16 protein-coding genes and 1 tRNA gene are annotated in these 19,314 nt (G+C 60.6%); 6 read left to right on the top strand and 11 right to left on the bottom strand.

The features are described from left to right. Positions 1 to 28: 28 nt before the first annotated feature. On the bottom strand, positions 29 to 1,450 hold the full coding sequence (locus tag AB5Y91_RS07015; RefSeq protein WP_289975265.1) for a COG3014 family protein: 1,422 nt from the start codon (positions 1,448 to 1,450) through the stop codon (positions 29 to 31). Next, positions 1,450 to 1,800: a purine nucleoside phosphoramidase gene (gene hinT / locus AB5Y91_RS07010; protein ID WP_025326574.1), complete on the bottom strand. Its 351-nt coding sequence runs from the start codon at positions 1,798 to 1,800 to the stop codon at positions 1,450 to 1,452. The genes AB5Y91_RS07015 and hinT overlap by 1 nt, the downstream gene beginning before the upstream one ends. Positions 1,801 to 2,058: 258 nt before the next feature. Here hinT and AB5Y91_RS07005 point away from each other — a divergent pair, with 258 nt between their 5' ends. Further along, complete coding sequence (locus tag AB5Y91_RS07005) at positions 2,059 to 4,071, top strand: methyl-accepting chemotaxis protein (protein ID WP_368169394.1); 2,013 nt, start codon at positions 2,059 to 2,061, stop codon at positions 4,069 to 4,071. An 84-nt stretch (positions 4,072 to 4,155) separates the two neighbouring features. Here AB5Y91_RS07005 and AB5Y91_RS07000 read toward each other — a convergent pair whose 3' ends face one another. Continuing rightward, complete coding sequence (locus tag AB5Y91_RS07000; protein ID WP_368169393.1) at positions 4,156 to 5,031, bottom strand: 6-pyruvoyl tetrahydropterin synthase family protein; 876 nt, start codon at positions 5,029 to 5,031, stop codon at positions 4,156 to 4,158. Between the two features lie 79 nt (positions 5,032 to 5,110). Between AB5Y91_RS07000 and AB5Y91_RS06995 the strand changes: the two genes are divergently transcribed. From AB5Y91_RS06995 to AB5Y91_RS06980, 4 genes are all read left to right on the top strand, one after another. Next, the gene (locus AB5Y91_RS06995; RefSeq protein ID WP_106887180.1) at positions 5,111 to 6,454 is read left to right on the top strand and encodes a dihydroorotase; all 1,344 of its coding nucleotides are present in this window, start codon (positions 5,111 to 5,113) and stop codon (positions 6,452 to 6,454) included. 215 nt (positions 6,455 to 6,669) lie between these two features. After that, positions 6,670 to 6,746 (top strand) — tRNA-Pro (locus tag AB5Y91_RS06990). 133 nt (positions 6,747 to 6,879) lie between these two features. After that, positions 6,880 to 7,350 carry a hypothetical protein gene (locus tag AB5Y91_RS06985; RefSeq protein ID WP_368169392.1) on the top strand — a complete coding sequence of 157 codons (471 nt, stop codon included), beginning with the start codon at positions 6,880 to 6,882 and terminating at the stop codon, positions 7,348 to 7,350. A gap of 202 nt (positions 7,351 to 7,552) precedes the next feature. Beyond that, positions 7,553 to 8,806 carry a dicarboxylate/amino acid:cation symporter gene (locus tag AB5Y91_RS06980; protein ID WP_162520068.1) on the top strand — a complete coding sequence of 418 codons (1,254 nt, stop codon included), beginning with the start codon at positions 7,553 to 7,555 and terminating at the stop codon, positions 8,804 to 8,806. A 55-nt stretch (positions 8,807 to 8,861) separates the two neighbouring features. Here the strand turns inward: AB5Y91_RS06980 and AB5Y91_RS06975 are convergent, their stop codons facing one another. Further along, positions 8,862 to 9,308 (bottom strand): isoprenylcysteine carboxylmethyltransferase family protein, encoded by a 447-nt coding sequence (locus AB5Y91_RS06975; protein WP_168234806.1) that lies wholly within the window; start codon positions 9,306 to 9,308, stop codon positions 8,862 to 8,864. Positions 9,309 to 9,484: 176 nt separating this feature from the next. Between AB5Y91_RS06975 and alr the strand changes: the two genes are divergently transcribed. Further along, positions 9,485 to 10,711 (top strand): alanine racemase, encoded by a 1,227-nt coding sequence (gene alr, locus AB5Y91_RS06970; protein ID WP_368169391.1) that lies wholly within the window; start codon positions 9,485 to 9,487, stop codon positions 10,709 to 10,711. 52 nt (positions 10,712 to 10,763) lie between these two features. On the opposite strand, the gene AB5Y91_RS06965 is transcribed toward alr, so the two are convergent. The 7 genes from AB5Y91_RS06965 to AB5Y91_RS06935 all read right to left on the bottom strand — a co-directional run bounded on the left by AB5Y91_RS06965 (position 10,764) and on the right by AB5Y91_RS06935 (position 18,596). Then, positions 10,764 to 11,723 carry a TerC family protein gene (locus AB5Y91_RS06965; RefSeq protein ID WP_368169390.1) on the bottom strand — a complete coding sequence of 320 codons (960 nt, stop codon included), beginning with the start codon at positions 11,721 to 11,723 and terminating at the stop codon, positions 10,764 to 10,766. A gap of 302 nt (positions 11,724 to 12,025) precedes the next feature. After that, on the bottom strand, positions 12,026 to 13,021 hold the full coding sequence (oppF, locus tag AB5Y91_RS06960; RefSeq protein ID WP_106887186.1) for a murein tripeptide/oligopeptide ABC transporter ATP binding protein OppF: 996 nt from the start codon (positions 13,019 to 13,021) through the stop codon (positions 12,026 to 12,028). Further along, the gene (locus AB5Y91_RS06955) at positions 13,022 to 14,002 is read right to left on the bottom strand and encodes an ABC transporter ATP-binding protein (RefSeq protein ID WP_368169389.1); all 981 of its coding nucleotides are present in this window, start codon (positions 14,000 to 14,002) and stop codon (positions 13,022 to 13,024) included. It lies immediately after the preceding gene. A 113-nt stretch (positions 14,003 to 14,115) separates the two neighbouring features. Continuing rightward, positions 14,116 to 15,027, bottom strand: coding sequence for an oligopeptide ABC transporter permease OppC (gene oppC, locus AB5Y91_RS06950; protein ID WP_111912458.1), 912 nt, complete (start codon positions 15,025 to 15,027; stop codon positions 14,116 to 14,118). Between the two features lie 14 nt (positions 15,028 to 15,041). Continuing rightward, entirely contained in the window at positions 15,042 to 15,962 is a 921-nt protein-coding gene (oppB, locus tag AB5Y91_RS06945) for an oligopeptide ABC transporter permease OppB (RefSeq protein ID WP_106887190.1), read from the bottom strand. 98 nt (positions 15,963 to 16,060) lie between these two features. Further along, positions 16,061 to 17,680 carry an ABC transporter substrate-binding protein gene (locus tag AB5Y91_RS06940; RefSeq protein ID WP_163153830.1) on the bottom strand — a complete coding sequence of 540 codons (1,620 nt, stop codon included), beginning with the start codon at positions 17,678 to 17,680 and terminating at the stop codon, positions 16,061 to 16,063. Positions 17,681 to 17,960: 280 nt separating this feature from the next. Then, positions 17,961 to 18,596: a YchE family NAAT transporter gene (locus AB5Y91_RS06935; RefSeq protein WP_162520114.1), complete on the bottom strand. Its 636-nt coding sequence runs from the start codon at positions 18,594 to 18,596 to the stop codon at positions 17,961 to 17,963. Positions 18,597 to 19,314 lie beyond the last annotated feature (718 nt).

The following is a 19,314-nucleotide window of genomic DNA, read 5'->3' as shown; positions in this document are numbered from 1 at the left end:
AGTCTGTGATCCTTGCCCAAAGGGGCACTCATAGGGGCATCACCCGGGTGCTCAGGCCCGCGCCGAGGCGCTGCACCCAGACTAGGGTGGTGCGCCCGGCATGCACTGTGAGGGGGAGTGTGCGCATGGCGCTGCCCGCCCCCAGCTGGAGTTGCACCTCCCCGGCCGGGACCATTCCCTGCCAGCTCGATGCCTCGGCGGGCAGGGTCAGCCAGCTGCGGGTATCGGCCCGCTCAGAGAGGGTATTGAAGATGCCCACCAGGATATTGCCCACATCGCCCCCCTCCTTGGCGGCGCTGCGGCGCAACTGCTCCTTGGCCACCAGCCGCAGGGCCTGACGGGTCAGCATGCCCGGCAGCCGCTCCTGCAGATCCTTGGCCGCCAGCGATTCGAGTCGCACCAGCGAGCTGGTCCGCCCGGCCTGTTTGCCCACCGACACCATCAGCGGGCCTGTGTCGCTGGCCCTGTTGTCGTAATAGGGTACCGCCACGGTAAAGGTACGAAAATCGCCGCTGGAGGTGGAGATGGGCAGCGGCAGGAAGATCTCCCGCCGCGCCGGGATCAGGCCATCTTCAAACAGCACCACCAGCTGGCCCTGATCCTTGGCCGGTGGCGGCGCCTTGCGGCCCACCTTCTTCTCGGTCTCCTTGAGCTCGTCCGCGGAGCCGCGAAGCCGGGCCAGGCGCAGCAGGGCATCCTGCAGGCTCTGGTTGTCCGGCGCTATCTGGTAGCCCCGCTGATAGTCCACCCAGGCGTCGTTGAGATCCCCGGCCGCCTCATAGAGCACGCCGGAGAAATAGAAGGTGTAGGCGTTCTGGAAACCGTTTTTCACCTGGCCTATCAGGCGATCGAGCTCGGGTGCCCCGCGCGACATCAGCTGGCGCATCTCCCCATCTGCTTCTGATTCTTCGCTCTTTTCCTTCGCCTTGCGCACCTCGTCGGCCCGCGCCTTGAGCGCCCGCTCCTGCACCTGATTGGCGCGGCGCACCTCCACCAGGGCCCCTTCGGCATCCCCCCGTTGCAGGTAGTTCAGCGCCAGATAGTGGTGCAGCATGGTGCGCTCGTAGTCCGGCGTCCGGTAGGCCATGGTCTGATCGTTGGTGAGCAGGCTGCCCGCCTGAGCCAGCCCCTGACTCAGCCGGTACCGGGCCTGGTTCTCTTCCCAGGCAAGCCGGCTGTCGGCGGCGGCAAAGCCCTGCTTGCTGATCGCATCCTGACCCGCCAGCCAGGCGATGCGCCCTTTCTCAAGCTGATCCAGCACATAGGTGTCGTCCCCCGGGGTCGATTCCCGCACCTTCGGCAGGGCCTCGGCGGCATGACCCAGCAGCAGCTGGTTGCGCAGGGGCACCATCTGATCGGAATAGGAGACGAAGAGATCTTGCCAGCGGGAGGCGCAGCCCCCCAGCAGCAGACCGGCCAACAGCAGGCCGGTCAATGAGGCGGGACGCATCACAGGCTGAGCAGGGGTCCCAGCGGCTGGCCACCCACCAGGTGCAGGTGGATGTGGTAGACCTCCTGTCCGCCATGGCGGTTGCAGTTCATGATGAGGCGGTAGCCGTCCTCGGCGATCCCGGCATCTGCCGCCAGCTTGCGGGCCACGGTGAACATGCGGCCGAGGGCCAGCTCGTGATCCGCTTCCACGTCGTTGACCGTGGGGATCAGCACATTGGGCACTATCAGTATGTGGGTCTTGGCCTTGGGCTGGATGTCGCGGAAGGCGGTCACCAGATCGTCTTGATAAAGGATGTCGGCGGGGATCTCCTTGCGGATGATTTTGCTGAAAATGGTTTCTTGCGCCATGGGTAACTCCTTTATATGAAAAAGAAAATTCAATGCAAAACTCAAGCGACTCCCAAAAATGTCGCCACAGCCCGCCAAGTGTGACACAAGCCGACATTTGACACAGCCGTTGTCCCAATCACTTCAGTTATTGTGAAGAATACCGATAGTGAGGATGACGTCCCGAGTACCCCAGCGGCATTCCCCGTGGGGGCATGCAGGGTACCAAAGGGACGGGGTACTCAGGCAAGGGACTTTTGCATAGACAGCGGGACAATAATGAAACAAACAATGTCAGACCTCTCGATCTTACAGAGAGTCTATCTGGGCTTTGCCATCCTGGTCGCCGTCATGGTCGCCAGCGCGGTACTGACCTTTCGCGGCCAGAGCGAACTCAACGATGCCCTGGACCAGGTAACACAAGAGTCCATGCCGCTGGTGATCGCCAGCAGCCAGACCCAGATAAGCCTGCTCAGCGCCAACAAGTGGCTCACCGACGTGCTGACCGAGCAGGATCCCAAGCAACTGCCGGCGGAAGTGGCCGAGCTGCAGCAGGCCAAGGATCAGGTCGACAAGATGCTGACGACCCTCAGGCAGCAGGTGGCGACGCACCCCGAATTGCAGGGGGAGATGACGGCCCTCGGCAAGCTGGTGGCTGACTACCTGCAGCTGACCCAGACCCTGCCCACCGAGCACGAAGCCCTGCTCACCCGGCTGCACAAGGTCAACCAGGCCAAGGGCCAGTTCCAGGTCAGCCTGCCCCAGTTCAAGAAGAACCTCGGCGACATGATGGTCACCGTCGACGACAGCTTCATCAAGATGCTCTCCGAGACCCTGACCACCAAGCTCTCCGCCATCGAGCTCTCCACCATGGATGCCCTCAACCAGAGCATCCCCGCCCCCATAGAAGCGGCGCTCAAGCGCAACAAGATGCAGATCGAGGGCTTCAACAGCACCATCAAGGATCTGCAAGGGGAGCTCAAGGAGTTCGACAACAACATGGGCCACTACGTCCATGGCTTCGTGCGCGACACCACCGCCACTGAAGGGGTGCTCGCCCAGTACCTGGCGCTGATGAAGCAGCAGCAGACCATGCGCGAGCAGAGCAAGCAGGCGAGCCAGCTCATCGTCAGCATCCAGAACAAGCTGGAGGGGATCACCGCCCAGAGCCAGCAGCTGATGAACGCCAGCATCAAGGCCTCCGATCGGGTGCAGACCCAGAGCACCCTGACCCAGGGGATCAGCATAGTCATCGCCATCTTCGTCGCCATACTGGTGGCCTTTACCCTCGGCAAGGCCATACGCCGCCCCCTGAAAGAGCTGCTGCGGGTACTGACCGAGGTGACCCAGGGTGACATGACCCAGCGGGTCGGCTTCAAGAGCCAGAACGAGTTCGGCCAGCTCGGCAGCCAGATCAACCTGCTGATCCAGCAGATGGGAGACGTGCTCAGGCAGCTCTCCCAGGCCTCGACCCAGCTCAACAGCGCCGCCCACGACAACCGCCACACCACCGAATCGGTGCGGGCGGATCTGGAGAAACAGCGTCAGGAGACCGCCTCGGTCGCCGCCGCCATGACCCAGATGGAGGCCTCGGTGCGGGAGGTGGCCCAGGCCGCCAACCAGACCCTGGAGCGGGTGCAGGACGTGGAGAAGGCCTCCGAGATGGGCCGCAAGGTGATGGCAGGCAACATCACCACCACCCATCAGCTGGCGGGCAAGCTGCAGCAGACCGGTGCGGTCATCGCCGATGTGAGCGCCATGAGCGGCCAGATTGGCAATATCCTCGACGTCATCCGCGGCATCGCCGAGCAGACCAACCTGCTGGCCCTCAACGCCGCCATCGAGGCGGCCCGGGCCGGCGAGCAGGGCCGTGGCTTTGCGGTGGTGGCGGACGAGGTGCGCAACCTGGCCGGCCGCACCGCCCAGTCCACCAGCGAGATCCAGACCATGATAGAGAACCTGCAGCAGGGGGTCGCCCGGGCGGTCAACGTGATGCAGGAGTGCTCCCGCGAGATGGACAGCTGCGTGGATCAGAGCTCCCAGGCGAACAACGCCATGGAGGAGGTGCAGGGCATAGTGGTGCTCATCAGCGACATGTCGAGCCAGATAGCCTCCGCCGCCGAGCAGCAGCAGGCCACCAGCGCCGACATCGCCACCAACCTCAACCGCATCTCGGACATCTCGGATCTCAACTATCAGGGCATAGCGCGGGTCGCCGAGACCAGCCAGCAGCTCGACAGCCTGGCCGAGCAGCAGGAGGGGCTGGTACAGCGCTTCCGGCTCAGCGCCTGATGAGGCCGTCTGTTTTTCCATTGCCCTGAAACGACGAGGCCCCGCAGATGCGGGGCCTCGTTTTAATTGCGGCTTGCAAGGAGATCAGGCGTAGGCGATGGCGCCCTTGCCGACCCCTTCATAGGCGACAATCTTGACGAACTTGTCCCCCACCTGCTTCTTCACTTCGCGGGCGATATAGTGGGCCAGCAGTTCTATGGTGGTGTCGGTGTCTATCATCTCCACCTCGGCGGCCGGCATGGCGAGCTGGAACAGCCCCTGGGGCGCTGTGTACTTGAAGCCCAGGTGATGCTCTCCCAGCTCGGCCTTGGCCAGCTCGCTCAACGCCAGCTCTGAGAGGGCCACCTTGTCCTCCAGGGTGCCGAGATAGATGTCGGCCCAGCGCTCGGCCCAGTTCAGCTCCAGCTCCTCGTTGCGCGCCCCGTCCACCTCTATCTCGACCGGAGAGCGATGGCCGTGGGCGATGCGCTGGCAGTTGCCGTCATGCTTCTTCAGGCCATGGCTGTAGTGGTAGAAGGCGCCCTCGATCTGCTCCTGACGCAGGGTCAGGGAGAGATCCTTGATGTTGCCAGGCAAGCGCTTGGCCAGCACCGCCAGCAGATAGCGGGTCACCGACTCCTTGTCCACCTGGGGGGCGGGAATGAAGGCAAACGCCTGGGCCGGGCAGCGCAGGTGGATGGAGCGACCCGGGCGCAGCAGATCCACTGTGCACTCGTCGTCGTCCAGGGGGTGGATGTGCACCAGGGCGCTCTCGGTCGGCACCAGCAGCTTGTGATCCACCTCTTCATCGATGATCGACTTGATAAGCTTCTTCACCCGACCAAAGTCCAGCAGCATGCTCATCTCGTTGAGCTCGCCGCTCATCTCGATGTCCACCAGCCAACTCTCCCCCACCATGCCGCGACGCTCGCACAGATAGCTGGAATCGATCACAGTCAAATCTCTAACAAATAACTTCATCACTCAGGCCTTGCTACAGAGAAAGTGCAGTTTGCGATATTATGACCCCGGATTATCGGCAAAGGAACTGGAACCCCCCATGAACAAATTGCTTATCAAGAATGCCACCCTGGTCAACGAAGGCCGCATCTATGCTTCCGACGTCTTGATCGAGGGTGAGCGGATCGCCCGCATCGCCCCGGACATCAGCGCCCCCGATGCCGTGGTGATCGATGCCGCAGGCCGTCACCTCATCCCCGGGATGATCGATGATCAGGTCCATTTCCGGGAACCTGGCCTGACCCACAAGGGGACAATCGCCAGTGAATCCCGGGCCGCCGTCGCCGGTGGCACCACCAGTTTCATGGAAATGCCCAACGTCAATCCCCAGACCACCACAATCGACGCCCTCGAAGCCAAATACCAGATAGCCGCCAACTCCGCCGCCGCCAACTACAGCTTCTACCTGGGTGCCACCAACGACAATCTGGAAGAGATCAAGAAGCTGGATCCCAAGCAGTCCTGCGGCATCAAGATCTTCATGGGGGCCTCCACCGGCAACATGCTGGTGGACAACCAGGAGACACTGGCGGCCATCTTCCGCGAGAGCCCGGTGATGATAGTGACCCACTGCGAAGACACGCCGTCTATCAAGGTGCTGGAAGACGAGGCCCGCGCCAAGTGGGGCGAGGATGTGCCCATGCGCGAGCACGGCCGCATCCGCAGCGCCGACGCCTGCTACAAATCCTCCAGCATGGCGGTGGGGCTGGCGAAGCAGTACGGTGCCAAGCTGCACGTGCTGCACCTGACCACGGCCAAGGAGCTGTCGCTCTTCACCGCCACCCCGGATCTGAAGGATCTCAAGGACAAGAACATCACCGCCGAGGTGTGCGTCCATCATCTGTTCTTCAACGAGGCGGACTACGACACCCTGGGCAGCCAGATCAAGTGCAACCCGGCGGTGAAGAGCGCCGCCGACCAGCACGCCCTGCTGGATGCGGTGCGCAACGACGTGCTCGACATCATCGCCACCGACCACGCCCCCCACACCTGGGAAGAGAAGCAGAACAGCTACTTCAAGGCGCCGTCCGGCGTGCCCCTGGTGCAGCACTCCCTGCAGGCGCTGCTGGAGCTCTACCACAACGGCGTCTTCTCGCTGGAGACTATCGTCAAGAAGACCTCCCACGCGGTGGCCGAGCGCTTCCAGGTGCAGGATCGCGGCTACATCCGCGAGGGCTACTTCGCCGACCTGGTGCTGCTGGATCTCGGCAAGCCCTATGTGGTCAACGACAGCAACCTGCTCTACCTGTGCGGCTGGTCGCCCTTCAACGGCTACCGCTTCCAGAGCACCATAGAGATGACTTTGGTCAACGGCCAGATCGCCTGGCAGAACGGTCAGGTCACCGATCAGGTATTGGGCAAGCGACTCACCTTCAACCGCTGATCTCTGCTTGAAAGCGTTACGCCAAACGGCCGCCCACCAGGGCGGCCGTTTCTCATGCAAGACGGCGGCAAGGTGCTGACAAAATGCGCGACTGGTCGCACTTTGATCCGAAGTTGCTCGCAAAGCAGGCAAACGATCTCGGCGCGGGATTTCCCTTGTTGACAGGGTCGGGGCATCTCCATAAACTCCCTCCCCGTCAGCCGAGCTGACTCCGTCGGTGTGTAGCGCAGCCAGGTAGCGCATCTGCATGGGGTGTAGAGGGTCGGAGGTTCGAATCCTCTCACACCGACCAAATTCCCCGAGAAAGGCCTTGTCAAACGACAAGGCCTTTTCTTTTTGTCTCTCCGCGGCAACGCACTGGCAGGCGATTGTCTCATGGGCGCCGTTGTGCTGTAGTGACCTCCTCTCAGCCAAGGGCCAGTTCCATGTCACCAAGCACCCCCCTCTTGTTCGTCCTCGCCCTGTGCGGCTCGCTGCTGCTCGGCGGCTGCGCCACCGCCTATGACAGCGAAAAGTCCTTCTGGAACGGCCAGACAGGCTTCTCCCAGACCCAGCTCGGGGCGACCCGCTGGCAGCTGGAGTTTGTGGGCAACGATCTGGTGGACAGGGAGACGGCCCGCAAGTACGTGCTCAAGCGAGCGGGAGAGATGGCGCTGGCGCAGGGGTATGCCTGGGTGCAGGTGCAGTCGCTGACCCTGTCGCGGGATGCCGTCAGGGTGACCCCGAGCCGCCCCCAGTTCGGCTTCGATGAGTACGAACCCGACACCTTCATGGACGAGATGCAGGTAGAGCACCGCACCTCGGCACTGCTGATCTTCTCCCTCGGGAGAGCCCCATTGGACGACCAGAGCCTGGAAGCCATTTATCTGGCAAAGATGAAAACAAACAGTGATTAATATAATTAATTTACAAGATATACATCACATACAACTAATTGCAACATAAAGTTCTGATATAAGTCGCTGGATTTCCCCTCCATGATTAGGCATGCTGCCAGCATACCGGCTGTCAGGATTCCATGGCCCGGATCACAAAAACGGACTTAGGTGGCACCAAACCCACCTGCACAGGCACTGCACATATCGAGACTGTCCCCCCATGAAAATGAACAAATTGACCGTTGCCATCCTCATTGCGATGTTGCTTGGCATTTTTACCGGGCAAGGCTATCGCCTGTTTGCCCCGGCCCAGGCCGCCACCTTTGCCAGTGACATCACCATACTGACCGACATCTTCCTGCGTCTCATCAAGATGATCATCGCCCCCCTGGTGTTCACTACCCTGGTGGTCGGCATCGCCAAGATGGGCGACACCCGCACCGTGGGACGCATCGGCGCCAAGACCCTGGGCTGGTTCATGCTGGCCTCCCTGATGTCATTGACCCTGGGGCTGGTGATGGTGCACCTGATGCAGCCAGGGGTCGGCCTCTCCCTCTCCCTGCCCGATGACGGCGCCAGCTCAGGGGTGGCCGCCACCGCCATCTCCCTCAAGGACTTCGTGACCCACGCCATTCCGAAAAGCGTGATCGAGGCCATGGCCACCAACGAGATCCTGCAGATAGTGGTGTTCTCCCTCTTCTTCGGGCTGGCCGCCGCCGCCCTGGGGGATGCCGCCAAACCCGTGGTCAAGCTGATGGCAAGCAGCGCCGAGATCATGCTGAAGGTGACCGGCTACGTGATGAACTTCGCCCCCTTCGCGGTGTTCGGCGCCATCGCCGCCATGGTCGCCAAGGAAGGGCTCGGCATCCTCGCCACCTATGGCACCTTCATGGCCCAGTTCTACCTGGCCCTGGCCTGCCTCTGGCTGCTGCTCATCGCCATGGGCAGCCTCTTCATCCGTCGCCGCATCCTGACCCTGCTGGCCATGATCCGCGAGCCCATACTGCTCGCCTTCTCCACCGCCAGCTCCGAGGCCGCCTATCCCAAGACCCTGGACAGGCTGGAGAAGTTCGGCTGTGACAAGCGCATCGCCAGCTTCGTGCTGCCCATGGGCTACTCCTTCAACCTGGACGGCTCCATGATGTACTGCACCTTCGCGGTGATGTTCATCGCCCAGGCCTATGGCATAGAGCTCAGCATGGCACAGCAGATCACCATGCTGCTGCTGCTGATGGTCACCTCCAAGGGGATGGCCGGGGTACCGCGCGCCTCCCTGGTGGTGATCGCCGCCACCCTGAACCAGTTCCAGATCCCGGAGGCCGGCATACTGCTGCTGCTCGGCATAGACCACTTCCTCGACATGGGTCGCTCCGCCACCAACGTGCTGGGCAACGCCATCGCAGCCAGCGTGGTGGCCAAGACCGAAGACAGCCTGGGAGAGACCCAGCCCGAGGGCGAACTCGCCAAGGCTTGAGTCAAGGACACCCAGCAAAAGGCCCGCAACTGCGGGCCTTTTTTTCGTTTGGCGGTCAGCACCAGCGCCTCACCCGCCGGCAGTACTGCACATAGCTGATGCCGAAGCGGGCACGCAGGGCACGCTCCTCCGGCAAGATCTGAAAGCGGGTGAGCCAGCCCAGCAACAACAGCGGCCCGAGCCAGACCCAGGGGCCCCCGAGATAGCAGGCCAACGCCAGCAACCAGCAGAGCAGCCCCAGGTACATGGGGTTGCGGCTGATGCGATAGACCCCCCGGGTCACCAGCACCCGGCTCTGCTGCAAGCGGATTGGATGGACGCTGGTACGCTCCCGGCGAAAGTGCAGCAGCGCCCCGCCCCCCAGCACGGCCCCTACCAGCAGCAACGCCGTGCCCAGCACCAGCAAAACCCCACTCCCCCTCTCCTCCCCCCGTCCCAGCCACATGGCAAGGGCGAGCAGGACAAAGAGCAACAAGGGCGGAATACGCAGCTCAAGACGCATATTTTCTTCCTGCAACAAGTGCCACAAATGACGCCATTGCGATACACTCGCAGCGTCGGTATCTGGGTAAAAAGTGAAACATATCATTAGCATAGCAACATGCTGACCCAGCCATGCCGCGGCCCGCATCTGACAGGGGCCCATCCTCAACGAAACAATAAAAAAGGAACCATCCCATGCACAAGAAAACACTGCTCGCAACCCTGGTCTTCGGGTTGCTCGCCGGCCAGGCCGTCGCCGCCCCCTATCTGCCCCTGGCCAGCGACACCCGCAACGGTCAGGAGCAGACCGCCGCCAACGCCTGGCTGGAGGTGGATTTGACCGCCTTCGAGCACAACATCCAGACCCTCAAGGATCGTCTCGGCGACAAGGGCCCGCAGATCTGCGCCATCATGAAGGCCGACGCCTACGGTCACGGCATCGATCTGCTGGTCCCCTCCGTGGTCAAGGCGGGCATTCCCTGCATCGGCATCGCCAGCAATGAAGAGGCCCGCGTGGCCCGCGAGAAGGGCTTCGAGGGCCGCCTGATGCGGGTCCGTGCCGCCACCCCGGCCGAAGTGGAGCAGGCCCTGCCCTACAAGCTGGAAGAGCTGGTGGGCAGCCTGGAGAGCGCCAAGGGGATCGCCGACATCGCCCAGCGCCACCATACCACCATTCCGGTGCACATAGGTCTGAACTCCGCCGGCATGAGCCGCAACGGCATCGATCTTCGCCAGGCAAACGCCAAGGAAGATGCCCTGGCCATGGTCAAGCTCAAGGGGATCACCCCGGTCGGCATCATGACCCACTTCCCGGTGGAAGAAAAAGAGGACGTCAAGCTGGGGCTGGCCCAGTTCAAGCTGGACTACCAGTGGCTGATCGACGCGGGCAAGCTGGATCGCAGCAAGCTCACCATACACGCCGCCAACTCCTTCGCCACCCTGGAAGTGCCGGACGCCTACTTTGACATGGTGCGCCCGGGCGGCATCATCTACGGTGACACCATCCCCTCCTACACCGAATACAAGAAGGTGATGGCGTTCAAGACCCAGGTCGCCTCGGTGAACCACTACCCGGCGGGCAACACCGTCGGCTATGACCGCACCTTCACCCTCAAGCGTGACTCCCTGCTCGCCAACCTGCCGCTCGGTTACTCCGACGGATACCGCCGTGCGCTGAGCAACAAGGCCTATGTGCTGATCCAGGGCCAGAAGGTGCCCGTGGTGGGCAAGACCTCCATGAATACCATCATGGTGGACGTGACCGACCTCAAAGGGGTGAAACCCGGTGATGAAGTGGTGCTGTTCGGCCGTCAGGGTGAGGCCGAGGTGAAGCAGGCGGATCTGGAGGAGTACAACGGCGCCCTGCTGGCGGACATGTACACCATCTGGGGTTACACCAACCCCAAGAAGATCAAGCGCTAAGCACAGATCTGAAATGAAAAAGGGCTCCCGAGGGAGCCCTTCTTGTGGTTACTTACACCGTCTTCTGGTCGGTCACTTTCTTGCGGGTTACCCAGAGGCTGAGCCCCATGGAAGCCAGCAGTATCAGCGCAACTACACCAAGCGCGATGCCGGTCGGTATCTTGAAGATGTCGAGCAGCAGCATCTTGACCCCGATGAACATCAGGATCAGCGCCAGACCGTATTTCAGCAGGGCGAAGCGTTCGGCGACGCCGGCCAGCAGGAAGTACATGGCGCGCAGGCCCATGATGGCGAAGATGTTGGAGGTCAGCACTATGAAGGGATCCGTGGTCACCGCGAAGATGGCCGGGATGCTGTCCACCGCGAAGATGAGATCGCTCACCTCCACCAGCACCAGAATGAGCAGCAGCGGGGTGGCATAGCGCACACCGTCACGCCAGACGAAGAAGTTCTCCCCCTCCAGGGTCTCGGTCACCTTGAAGCGGCGACGCATCCAGCCCAGCAACGGGTTGTTGGCCAAGTCCGGCTCCTTGTCGGCGGCCCACAGCATCTTGACCCCGGTCAGCAGCAGGAAGGCGCCAAACAGGTAGAGGATCCAGTGGAACTGCTCGATGAGCCAGCTGCCCGCGAACACCATGCCGGCGCGCATGACGATGGCACCCAGTACCCCGTAGAGCAGCACCCGGCGCTGCAGCTCGGCCGGAATGGCGAAGTAGCCAAACAGCATCAGCCAGACGAAGACGTTGTCCACCGCCAGCGCCTTCTCGATGAGGTAGCCGGTGAGGAACTCCAGCCCCTTCTCGTTGGCGATCTCACGCCCGGCACTGTGATCCAGCCAGAGCCAGATGGTCAGGTTGAACAGCAGGGCCACGCTGACCCAGACCAGAGACCAGATCCCCGCCTCTTTGAGGGACACCTTGTGCGCCTTGCCGCCGCCGACAAAGCGGATGTCAATCCACAACAGGACCAGCACTATGCTGAAGAAACCGGTCCACATCCACCATTCACCCATTTTTCACTTCTCCCAAAACGACAAAACCCACGACCGAGAGGCGTGGGTTTGCGTTTGGAGCAGATACACCTTGCCTCTCGGCAAGGTCTCACTTACAGCCAATGTTCATCGACTGCCCGGCTGCCGGGTGCACTGCAGGATATGGGTGCACCGTAATGACGACAAACCGGCGAGAAGTTACTCCCCTTGTGCGGCGGATAGTAACAGCCTCCAAAGGTGGCGCCAAGGGGCATCTTCACCGCGGATGGAAATATAACGGGGCACCACCTGGGTGCCCCGCATGCTCGTTCACGCCCTCGCCCTCAGAGCGGATCCACCTTGAGGCAGGAGACGGCGTGATCGAAGTTCCCCTCCAGCATGGGGCGGGTCTTGGCGCACTCAGGACCCGCCACCGGGCAACGGGTACGGAACACGCAGCCGGACGGCGGATTCATCGGCGACGGCAGGTCCCCCTCCAGGATCTGGATGACCTTGCTGCGCTCCAGATCCGGATCCGGAATGGGCACCGCCGACATCAGCGCCTTGGTGTAGGGATGCAGGGGATTGGCGAAGATCTCCTGACGGGTCCCGAGCTCAACCGCGTTGCCCAGATACATCACCAGCACCCGATCCGAGATGTGTTTGACCACGGACAAGTCGTGGGCGATGAAGATGAGGGAGAGCCCCATCTCCTTTTGCAGGGACTTGAGCAGGTTGACCACCTGGGCCTGGATAGAGACATCCAGCGCCGAGACAGGCTCGTCACAGATGATCATCTTGGGCTCCAGGATCAGCGCCCGGGCGATGCCGATGCGCTGGCACTGGCCGCCGGAGAACTCGTGGGGGTAGCGGTTTACCAGGTTGGGCAAAAGCCCCACCTTGGTCATCATGGCCCGCACCTTCTCCTTCACCTGATCCCTTGAGAGATTGGGATAGAAGGTGACCAGGGGCTCGGCGATGATGTCGCCTATGGTCATGCGCGGGTTCAAGGAGGCCAGCGGGTCCTGGAAGATCATCTGGATCTCCTTGCGCTTCTCCCGCAGCGCCCCCTGCTCGAGCTTGGTCAGATCCTGGCCCAGCCACACCACCTTGCCGTCGGTGGCCGGCACCAGGCCTATCAGAGCCCGGGCGAAGGTGGACTTGCCACAGCCGGACTCCCCCACTACGCCCAGGGTCTCCCCCTCGTAGAGGCGCAGGGTGACGCCATCCACCGCCTTCAGGGCGGAGGGCTTGGCCCAGGGCCAGGCCTTGTCACTCTTGATGCTGAAGTGAACCTTGAGGTCAGATACTTCCAGCAGCAGTTTCTTGTCAGTACCCATTTAGTTTGCCCCCTTGATCATGGCATCCGATACCCAATGGCAGGCCCGTGTCCGTCCGTCGCCGAAGGGGGTCAGGACTGGAGATTGCTGGCCGCAAATCTCGTGCGCCCGGTGGCAACGCTCCTGGAAGGGGCAGCCAGTGGGCAGACGCAGCAGGTTGGGCGGATTGCCCGGTATGGTGGGCAGCACTTCCCCTTCGGTATCGAGACGGGGAATGGCGCGCAGCAAGCCTTCGGTATAGGGGTGGCTCGGGCGATAGAAGATGTCGTTGACCCGGCCGTACTCCATGGTGCGACCGGCATACATCACCAGCACCTTGTCACAGATGCCCGCCACCACGCCAAGATCGTGGGTGATCATGACGATGGCGGTGTTGAACTCCCGCTTGAGCTCGTTCATCAGGGTCATGATCTGGGCCTGCACCGTCACGTCCAGCGCCGTGGTCGGCTCGTCGGCGATGAGCAGTTGCGGCCGGCACAGGAGCGCCATGGCGATCATCACCCGCTGGCGCATGCCACCGGAGAACTCGTGGGGGTACATGTTCATCCGCTTGCGCGACTCGGGGATCTTCACCGCGTCCAGCATGCGCACCGACTCCTCGAACGCCGCCGCCTTGCTCACTCCCTTGTGCAGCATCAGCACTTCCATCAGCTGATCCTTCACCTTCATATAAGGGTTCAGGGAGGTCATGGGGTCCTGGAAGATCATGGCGATCTTCTCGGAGCGGATCTTGTTGAGCTTGTGCTCCGGCAGATTCAGGATCTCGTCCCCCTGAAACTTGGCCGAGCCGGTAATGATGCCGTTCTTGGCGAGCAGCCCCATGATGGCAAAGGCAGTCTGAGACTTGCCTGAGCCTGACTCACCGACGATTCCCAGGGTCTCGCCGGCAGAGAGGGAGAAGTTGAGGTCGTTGACCGCCACCACATTGCCATCCGGGGTCTTGAACTCGACCCGCAGATCTTTCACATCCAGTAACTTCATATCAAAACTCCTTATCGATCTCTCGTGATGCTTTCCTGCCCATCCGGATGACGCCGCGCGTTCAGCGGATGGGTCTTATGGCGCCGTTGGCGTCTTATCGATCCGTTGGCGTCTTACCGATCCTTTGGATCGAGGGCATCACGCAGACCATCCCCGAGGAAGTTGAAGCAGAACAGGGTCACCACCATGAAACCGGCGGGGAACAGGAGTTGCCAGATGGCCACTTCCATCGACTTGGAGCCTTCATCCAGCAGGGCACCCCAGCTGGTCATGGGCTCTTGCACACCCAGCCCCAGGAAGCTCAGGAAGGATTCGAACATGATCATGCCCGGCACCAGCAGGGTGGCGTAGACCGCCACTATGCCGAGCACGTTGGGGACTATGTGACGGGTGATGATCTTCCACTTGGAGACGCCACAGACGTGGGCCGCCTCGATGAACTCCTTGCTCTTGAGGCTCAGGGTCTGGCCTCGCACTATCCGCGCCATGTCGAGCCAGCTCACCGCGCCTATGGCGAGGAAGATGAGGGCCAGGTTGCGACCGAAGAAGGTCACCAGCATGATGACGAAGAACATGAAGGGGAAGGCGTTGAGGATCTCCAGTACCCGCATCATCAGGCTGTCGACGCGACCGCCGATGAAGCCGGAGGCGGCGCCATACAGGGTGCCTATGATGACGGCCACCACGGCCCCCATGATGCCGACCATGAGCGAGATGCGGCCGCCGAGCAGGGTGCGCACGAAGAGATCGCGCCCCAGGCTGTCGGTGCCGAACCAGTGACCCGTCTCCATGTCAGGGGCGGCCTGCATGGCGCCCCAGTCAGGATCGTCGAAGGTGTATTGGGACAGATGCGGTCCGACGATCACCGCCAGACCGATTATGGTCAGGATGATGAGGCTGGTCAGGGCCGCCTTGTTGCGCAGGAAACGGCGACGGGCATCCTTCCACAGGGAGCGTCCTTCCACCACTTCCACTTGCTGGGCGAACGCCTCGACGGCTTCGCGCTTTTCAGTTGTGACTACCATGATGTACTCCCGGCTTAGTAACGGATCTTGGGATCGATGACGGCATAGAGAATATCGACCACGGCGTTAAAGGTGATGGTCAGGGCGCCGACCAAAATGGTCAGACCGAGCACCATGGAGTAATCACGGTTGAGGGCACCGTTGACGAACAGCTGGCCAATCCCCGGCAGACCGAAGATGGTCTCGATCACCACTGAACCCGTGATGATGCCGACAAAGGCCGGGCCCAGATAGGAGACCACAGGCAGCATGGCCGGACGCAGCGCGTGCCTCAGGATGATATGGCGCAGCGGCAGCCCCTTGGCACGGGCGGTACGGATGAAGTTGGAGTTCATGGTCTCAATCATGCTGCCACGCATGATGCGGGAGATAGCGGAGATGTAGTACATCATCATGCCGAACACCGGCAGCACCATGAACTGCACCCCGCCCCCCTGCCAGCCTCCCGCCGGGAACCAGCCCAGATAGATACTGAAGAAGAGCACCAGCAAGGGCGCCAGCACGAAGCCGGGTATCACCACCCCGGCCATGGCCGACGACATCAGCAGATAGTCGATGAAGGTGTTCTGTTTCAAGGCCGCAATGGTGCCGAAGGTGACTCCCAGCAAGACGGCAAGGACGAAAGCCGCGCTCCCTATCTTGGCGGAAACAGGCAGCGCCTGGCTCACCAGATCATTGACGGTGAAGTCCTTGTACTTGAAAGAGGGCCCCAGATCTCCCTGGACCAGGTTGCCCAGATAGGTGAGGTATTGCACGCCTATGGGCTTGTCCAGGCCGTACTTGGCCTCGATGTTGGCAAGCACTTCCGGCGGCAGGGCGCGTTCGCTGGTAAAGGGGTTACCCGGTGCGAAACGCATCATGAAGAAGGAGACGGTGATCAAGACCAGTAGAGTCGGGATCGCTTCCAGTAGACGTTTAAGGATGAATTTCAACATAGACATTTCCTGTCCTGTACTGCTTCCAAAGGGTCGCGGTTTTAATACTAAGGCCCGCCGTCTGGCGGGCCTGCTTGTTATGCGACTTGTTTCTTTACTCAGTGAGCAATGATGTACATGTCTTTGCTGTAGAGGTTGTCCAGCGGGTTGGCCGGGTAGCCGCCCACATAGGGCTTGACCATGCGCGAGGTCACGTACTGATAGATGGGGGCGATCGGCATGTCCTTAGCCAGGATATCTTCGGCCTGGACATAGAGCTTGTTGCGCGCATCCGCATCCACCTGGTTGCGCGACTCGCTCATCAGCTTGTCAAAGGCGGTATTGGAGTACTTGCCGTCGTTGTTGCCGTGGGTGGTCTGCATCAGATCCAGCATGGAGGAGGCTTCGTTGTAGTCCGCAATCCAGCCGGCGCGACCCACGTCGAAGTTACCCTGCTTCTTGGTTTCCAGGTAGGTCTTCCACTCCTGGTTAACCAGGCTCACCTGCACCCCCAGCTTCTTCCACATGGAGGCAACGGCCACGGCCACCTTCTTGTGGTTGTCGTCTGTGTTGTAGAGCAGCTCGAACTTGAGCGGCTTGCCCGGGCCGTAACCGGCTTCGGTCAGCAGCTCTTTCGCCTTGGCATCACGCTCGGCCTGGGTCAGCTTGGACCAGGCAGGGGCCACCGGCTTGAAACCGTCCACGAAGTCAGGAACCAGGGTGTAACCCGGGGTCTCGCCCTTGCCCATCACCTTGTCGGCGATCACGTTGCGATCGATGGCGTAGGAGAGCGCGGTACGCACCCGCACGTCGTCAAACGGCTTGTGCTTGAAGTTGTACTGGTAGTAGTAGGTGCCCACATAGCCGCTGACCTGCACCTCGTTCGGGTGCTCCTTCTTCATCTGCTTGAAGCGCTCGATGGGCATGTTGTAGGTGAGATCGACTTCACCGGCCAGGTAGCGGTTCAGCTCGGCGTTGGTGGACTGGATGGGCAGGTAGGTGACCTTCTCGATCACTGTCTTGGCGTTGTTCCAGTAATTGGGGTTGCGCTCGACGTCGACGCGCTCGTTGACCACCCAATCCTTCAGCACATAGGCGCCGTTAGAAACCATGTTGCCGGGCTGGGTCCACTTGTCACCAAACTTCTCGACCACTTTCTTTGGCACCGGGTAGGTGGTGGTGTGGGAGAGCATGCTGACGAAGTAAGGCACCGCCTTCTCCAGCTGGACTTCGAAGGTGTAGTCGTCGCTGGCTTTCACACCCAGGGTGTCGGCCGGTTTTTTGCCACCGATGATGTCGGTCGCATTCGTGATGGTCGGGATCTCCATGTACCAGGAGTAAGGAGAAGCCGTCTTGGGATCCACCGCGCGCTGGAAGGCGAAGACGAAATCATGGGCGGTGACCGGATCCCCGTTGGACCACTTGGCATCTTTGCGCAGGTGGAACACGAAGTGTTTGTTGTCCTTGGTTTCCCAGGACTCGGCGACGCCGGGCAGGGTTTCACCCTTGGGACCTGAGGTGACGAGACCCTCGAACAGGTCACGCAGAATATTGGATTCAACCGTTCCTTCGGTCTTGTGCGGATCCAGGGTGGCTGGCTCGGAGCCATTGCCTTTCACCAGGGTCTGCTCGGGGGCGAGCTTGGTGCCGGCGGGGACGTCGGCGGCGTGGGCCAGGGTGGCGCCACCAAAGAGTGCGGTCAATAAAAGGGTATTAATAATTGTTTTTCTATGAGTCATTTCCATACTCCAACAAGAACATTCCATGCATTTGTCCATTCACGAGATAAAAATCCCGCTGCCCGCATAATTCCCTGACAATTCTGATAATGCAATAGATATCATCAGGTAGGGACGGCTTTGGCGGTCAAAAAAACAGCTTTAAACCATTTATTCAGCATTTAAATATCGCGTAATGGGTGTTTTTCATACAAAGCCGCTCGATTCTAGGAAATGACTAACAAAAAAGAAACAATAAAAAGCCGGTCACGAGGACCGGCTCCGACAAAACAGACCTGAATCACATCAATCCGGGAAAGACTCCCTTGATCCCTGCCACCATGATCTCGATACCAAGAGACATCATGATGAGACCCATTATACGGGTCACCACGTTGATGCCGGTATTGCCCATCAGCTTGAACAGCAGGGGAGCGGCACGGAAGATGAGCCAGGAGCAGTAGGCAAAGGCCATCACCACCACGAACATGCCCATCAGCTCGGTCAGGGTCTTCTGGCTGGCATAGACGATGGAGGATGAGATGGCCCCGGGGCCAGCCATCAGGGGCAGTGCCAGCGGCACCACGGCGATGGATTCGCGAGCGGCCAGTTCACCCTTCTCCTGCTTGTTGTGCTTCACCTCCCCCAGCTTGCCCTGCAACATGGACCAGGCGATCAGGGTGATGAGCGAGCCGCCGGCAATGCGAAACGACGCCAGCGAGATGCCGAAACCGTCGAGGATCAGCTGCCCCATGGTCATGGAGACCATGAGGATAATCATCACGGCAATGTGGGCCGTGGTGTTGGTCTTCCTGCGCTCATCCGGTTGCATGTGGCCCGTCAGGCTCACAAAGACCGGCAACAGACCCAGCGGGTTGATGATCGCAAACAGGCCGACGAAAAATTTCAGGTATAAAGAGAAGTCAATTGCTGCCATAAGCGCCATCCAGAACCAATTCGGGCCACCGAGGGCCATCCCCGTCAAACTGCGCGTAAATTTACACCATGATATTTCCCTTCTCCAATCAAATAATCTCACCCTTTCCGGGGCTTTTCAGTTAGTTCCTCTAATGAATCGACAAAAATCAACATATCGAGTTGTTAAGCGTTATGGCGACCATTTAACACGCCAGCAAAGTATGGTGGCGTTTTATATCGAAACGCCCAGCCATCACCCTATTTCCCTTCAATAAAGTGTCATTTTCATGGATTGATCTGAAGGCCCCCAGGGGATAACCCCTATTCACCCCCCACGGCTCGCCCCAGGCTGGCACCCTATCTTCATCCTGATGTGCCCGGGGCAACCATGGCGCAAGCAGCGCACCCACAAAGGCGTCGTTATGGGATTTGCCGCACAGCCATCCACAGTCCGGCGCAAAGGCCCTGCACTGGATGAAAACAACCACCATTTTTTCCAACAGAAATGAAACGCCTGCCTCTCTTCGGGGCGAGAGGCTGTCAAGGGCCGCCGCCAGGCAGGACCTCTGCGCCCTCATTGCCAGCGGCGAAATAGCGGGAGGATAAGAGGCAAGGGTTTGACACCAGGAGAAAAAGTGGCTGTTCACCTCGTGTTCATCCCCCCGGCGCTCTACTCTACAAATGCGTAACATCTGGCCGGTCGGGATGGTGAAACAAAATTTCTTTTGTTCTTTTGT

This window comes from Aeromonas sp. R4-3, from assembly GCF_040908275.1.
Lineage (GTDB): Bacteria > Pseudomonadota > Gammaproteobacteria > Enterobacterales > Aeromonadaceae > Aeromonas > Aeromonas rivipollensis.
This window is presented reverse-complemented; position numbering and strand designations above follow the sequence as displayed.

What these genes read in the sequence shown, in the direction of transcription:
- AB5Y91_RS06955 (WP_368169389.1), bottom strand. Translation starts at nt 14,002, where the DNA reads ATGAAGTTACTGGATGTGAAAGATCTGCGGGTCGAGTTCAAGACCCCG.
- AB5Y91_RS06965 (WP_368169390.1), bottom strand. Translation starts at nt 11,723, where the DNA reads ATGGGTGAATGGTGGATGTGGACCGGTTTCTTCAGCATAGTGCTGGTC.
- AB5Y91_RS06940 (WP_163153830.1), bottom strand. Translation starts at nt 17,680, where the DNA reads ATGACTCATAGAAAAACAATTATTAATACCCTTTTATTGACCGCACTC.
- AB5Y91_RS07005 (WP_368169394.1), top strand. Translation starts at nt 2,059, where the DNA reads ATGAAACAAACAATGTCAGACCTCTCGATCTTACAGAGAGTCTATCTG.
- oppF (WP_106887186.1), bottom strand. Translation starts at nt 13,021, where the DNA reads ATGGGTACTGACAAGAAACTGCTGCTGGAAGTATCTGACCTCAAGGTT.
- AB5Y91_RS06975 (WP_168234806.1), bottom strand. Translation starts at nt 9,308, where the DNA reads ATGCGTCTTGAGCTGCGTATTCCGCCCTTGTTGCTCTTTGTCCTGCTC.
- AB5Y91_RS06980 (WP_162520068.1), top strand. Translation starts at nt 7,553, where the DNA reads ATGAAAATGAACAAATTGACCGTTGCCATCCTCATTGCGATGTTGCTT.
- AB5Y91_RS07000 (WP_368169393.1), bottom strand. Translation starts at nt 5,031, where the DNA reads ATGAAGTTATTTGTTAGAGATTTGACTGTGATCGATTCCAGCTATCTG.
- AB5Y91_RS06995 (WP_106887180.1), top strand. Translation starts at nt 5,111, where the DNA reads ATGAACAAATTGCTTATCAAGAATGCCACCCTGGTCAACGAAGGCCGC.
- oppB (WP_106887190.1), bottom strand. Translation starts at nt 15,962, where the DNA reads ATGTTGAAATTCATCCTTAAACGTCTACTGGAAGCGATCCCGACTCTA.
- oppC (WP_111912458.1), bottom strand. Translation starts at nt 15,027, where the DNA reads ATGGTAGTCACAACTGAAAAGCGCGAAGCCGTCGAGGCGTTCGCCCAG.
- hinT (WP_025326574.1), bottom strand. Translation starts at nt 1,800, where the DNA reads ATGGCGCAAGAAACCATTTTCAGCAAAATCATCCGCAAGGAGATCCCC.
- AB5Y91_RS06985 (WP_368169392.1), top strand. Translation starts at nt 6,880, where the DNA reads ATGTCACCAAGCACCCCCCTCTTGTTCGTCCTCGCCCTGTGCGGCTCG.
- AB5Y91_RS07015 (WP_289975265.1), bottom strand. Translation starts at nt 1,450, where the DNA reads ATGCGTCCCGCCTCATTGACCGGCCTGCTGTTGGCCGGTCTGCTGCTG.
- AB5Y91_RS06935 (WP_162520114.1), bottom strand. Translation starts at nt 18,596, where the DNA reads ATGGCAGCAATTGACTTCTCTTTATACCTGAAATTTTTCGTCGGCCTG.
- alr (WP_368169391.1), top strand. Translation starts at nt 9,485, where the DNA reads ATGCACAAGAAAACACTGCTCGCAACCCTGGTCTTCGGGTTGCTCGCC.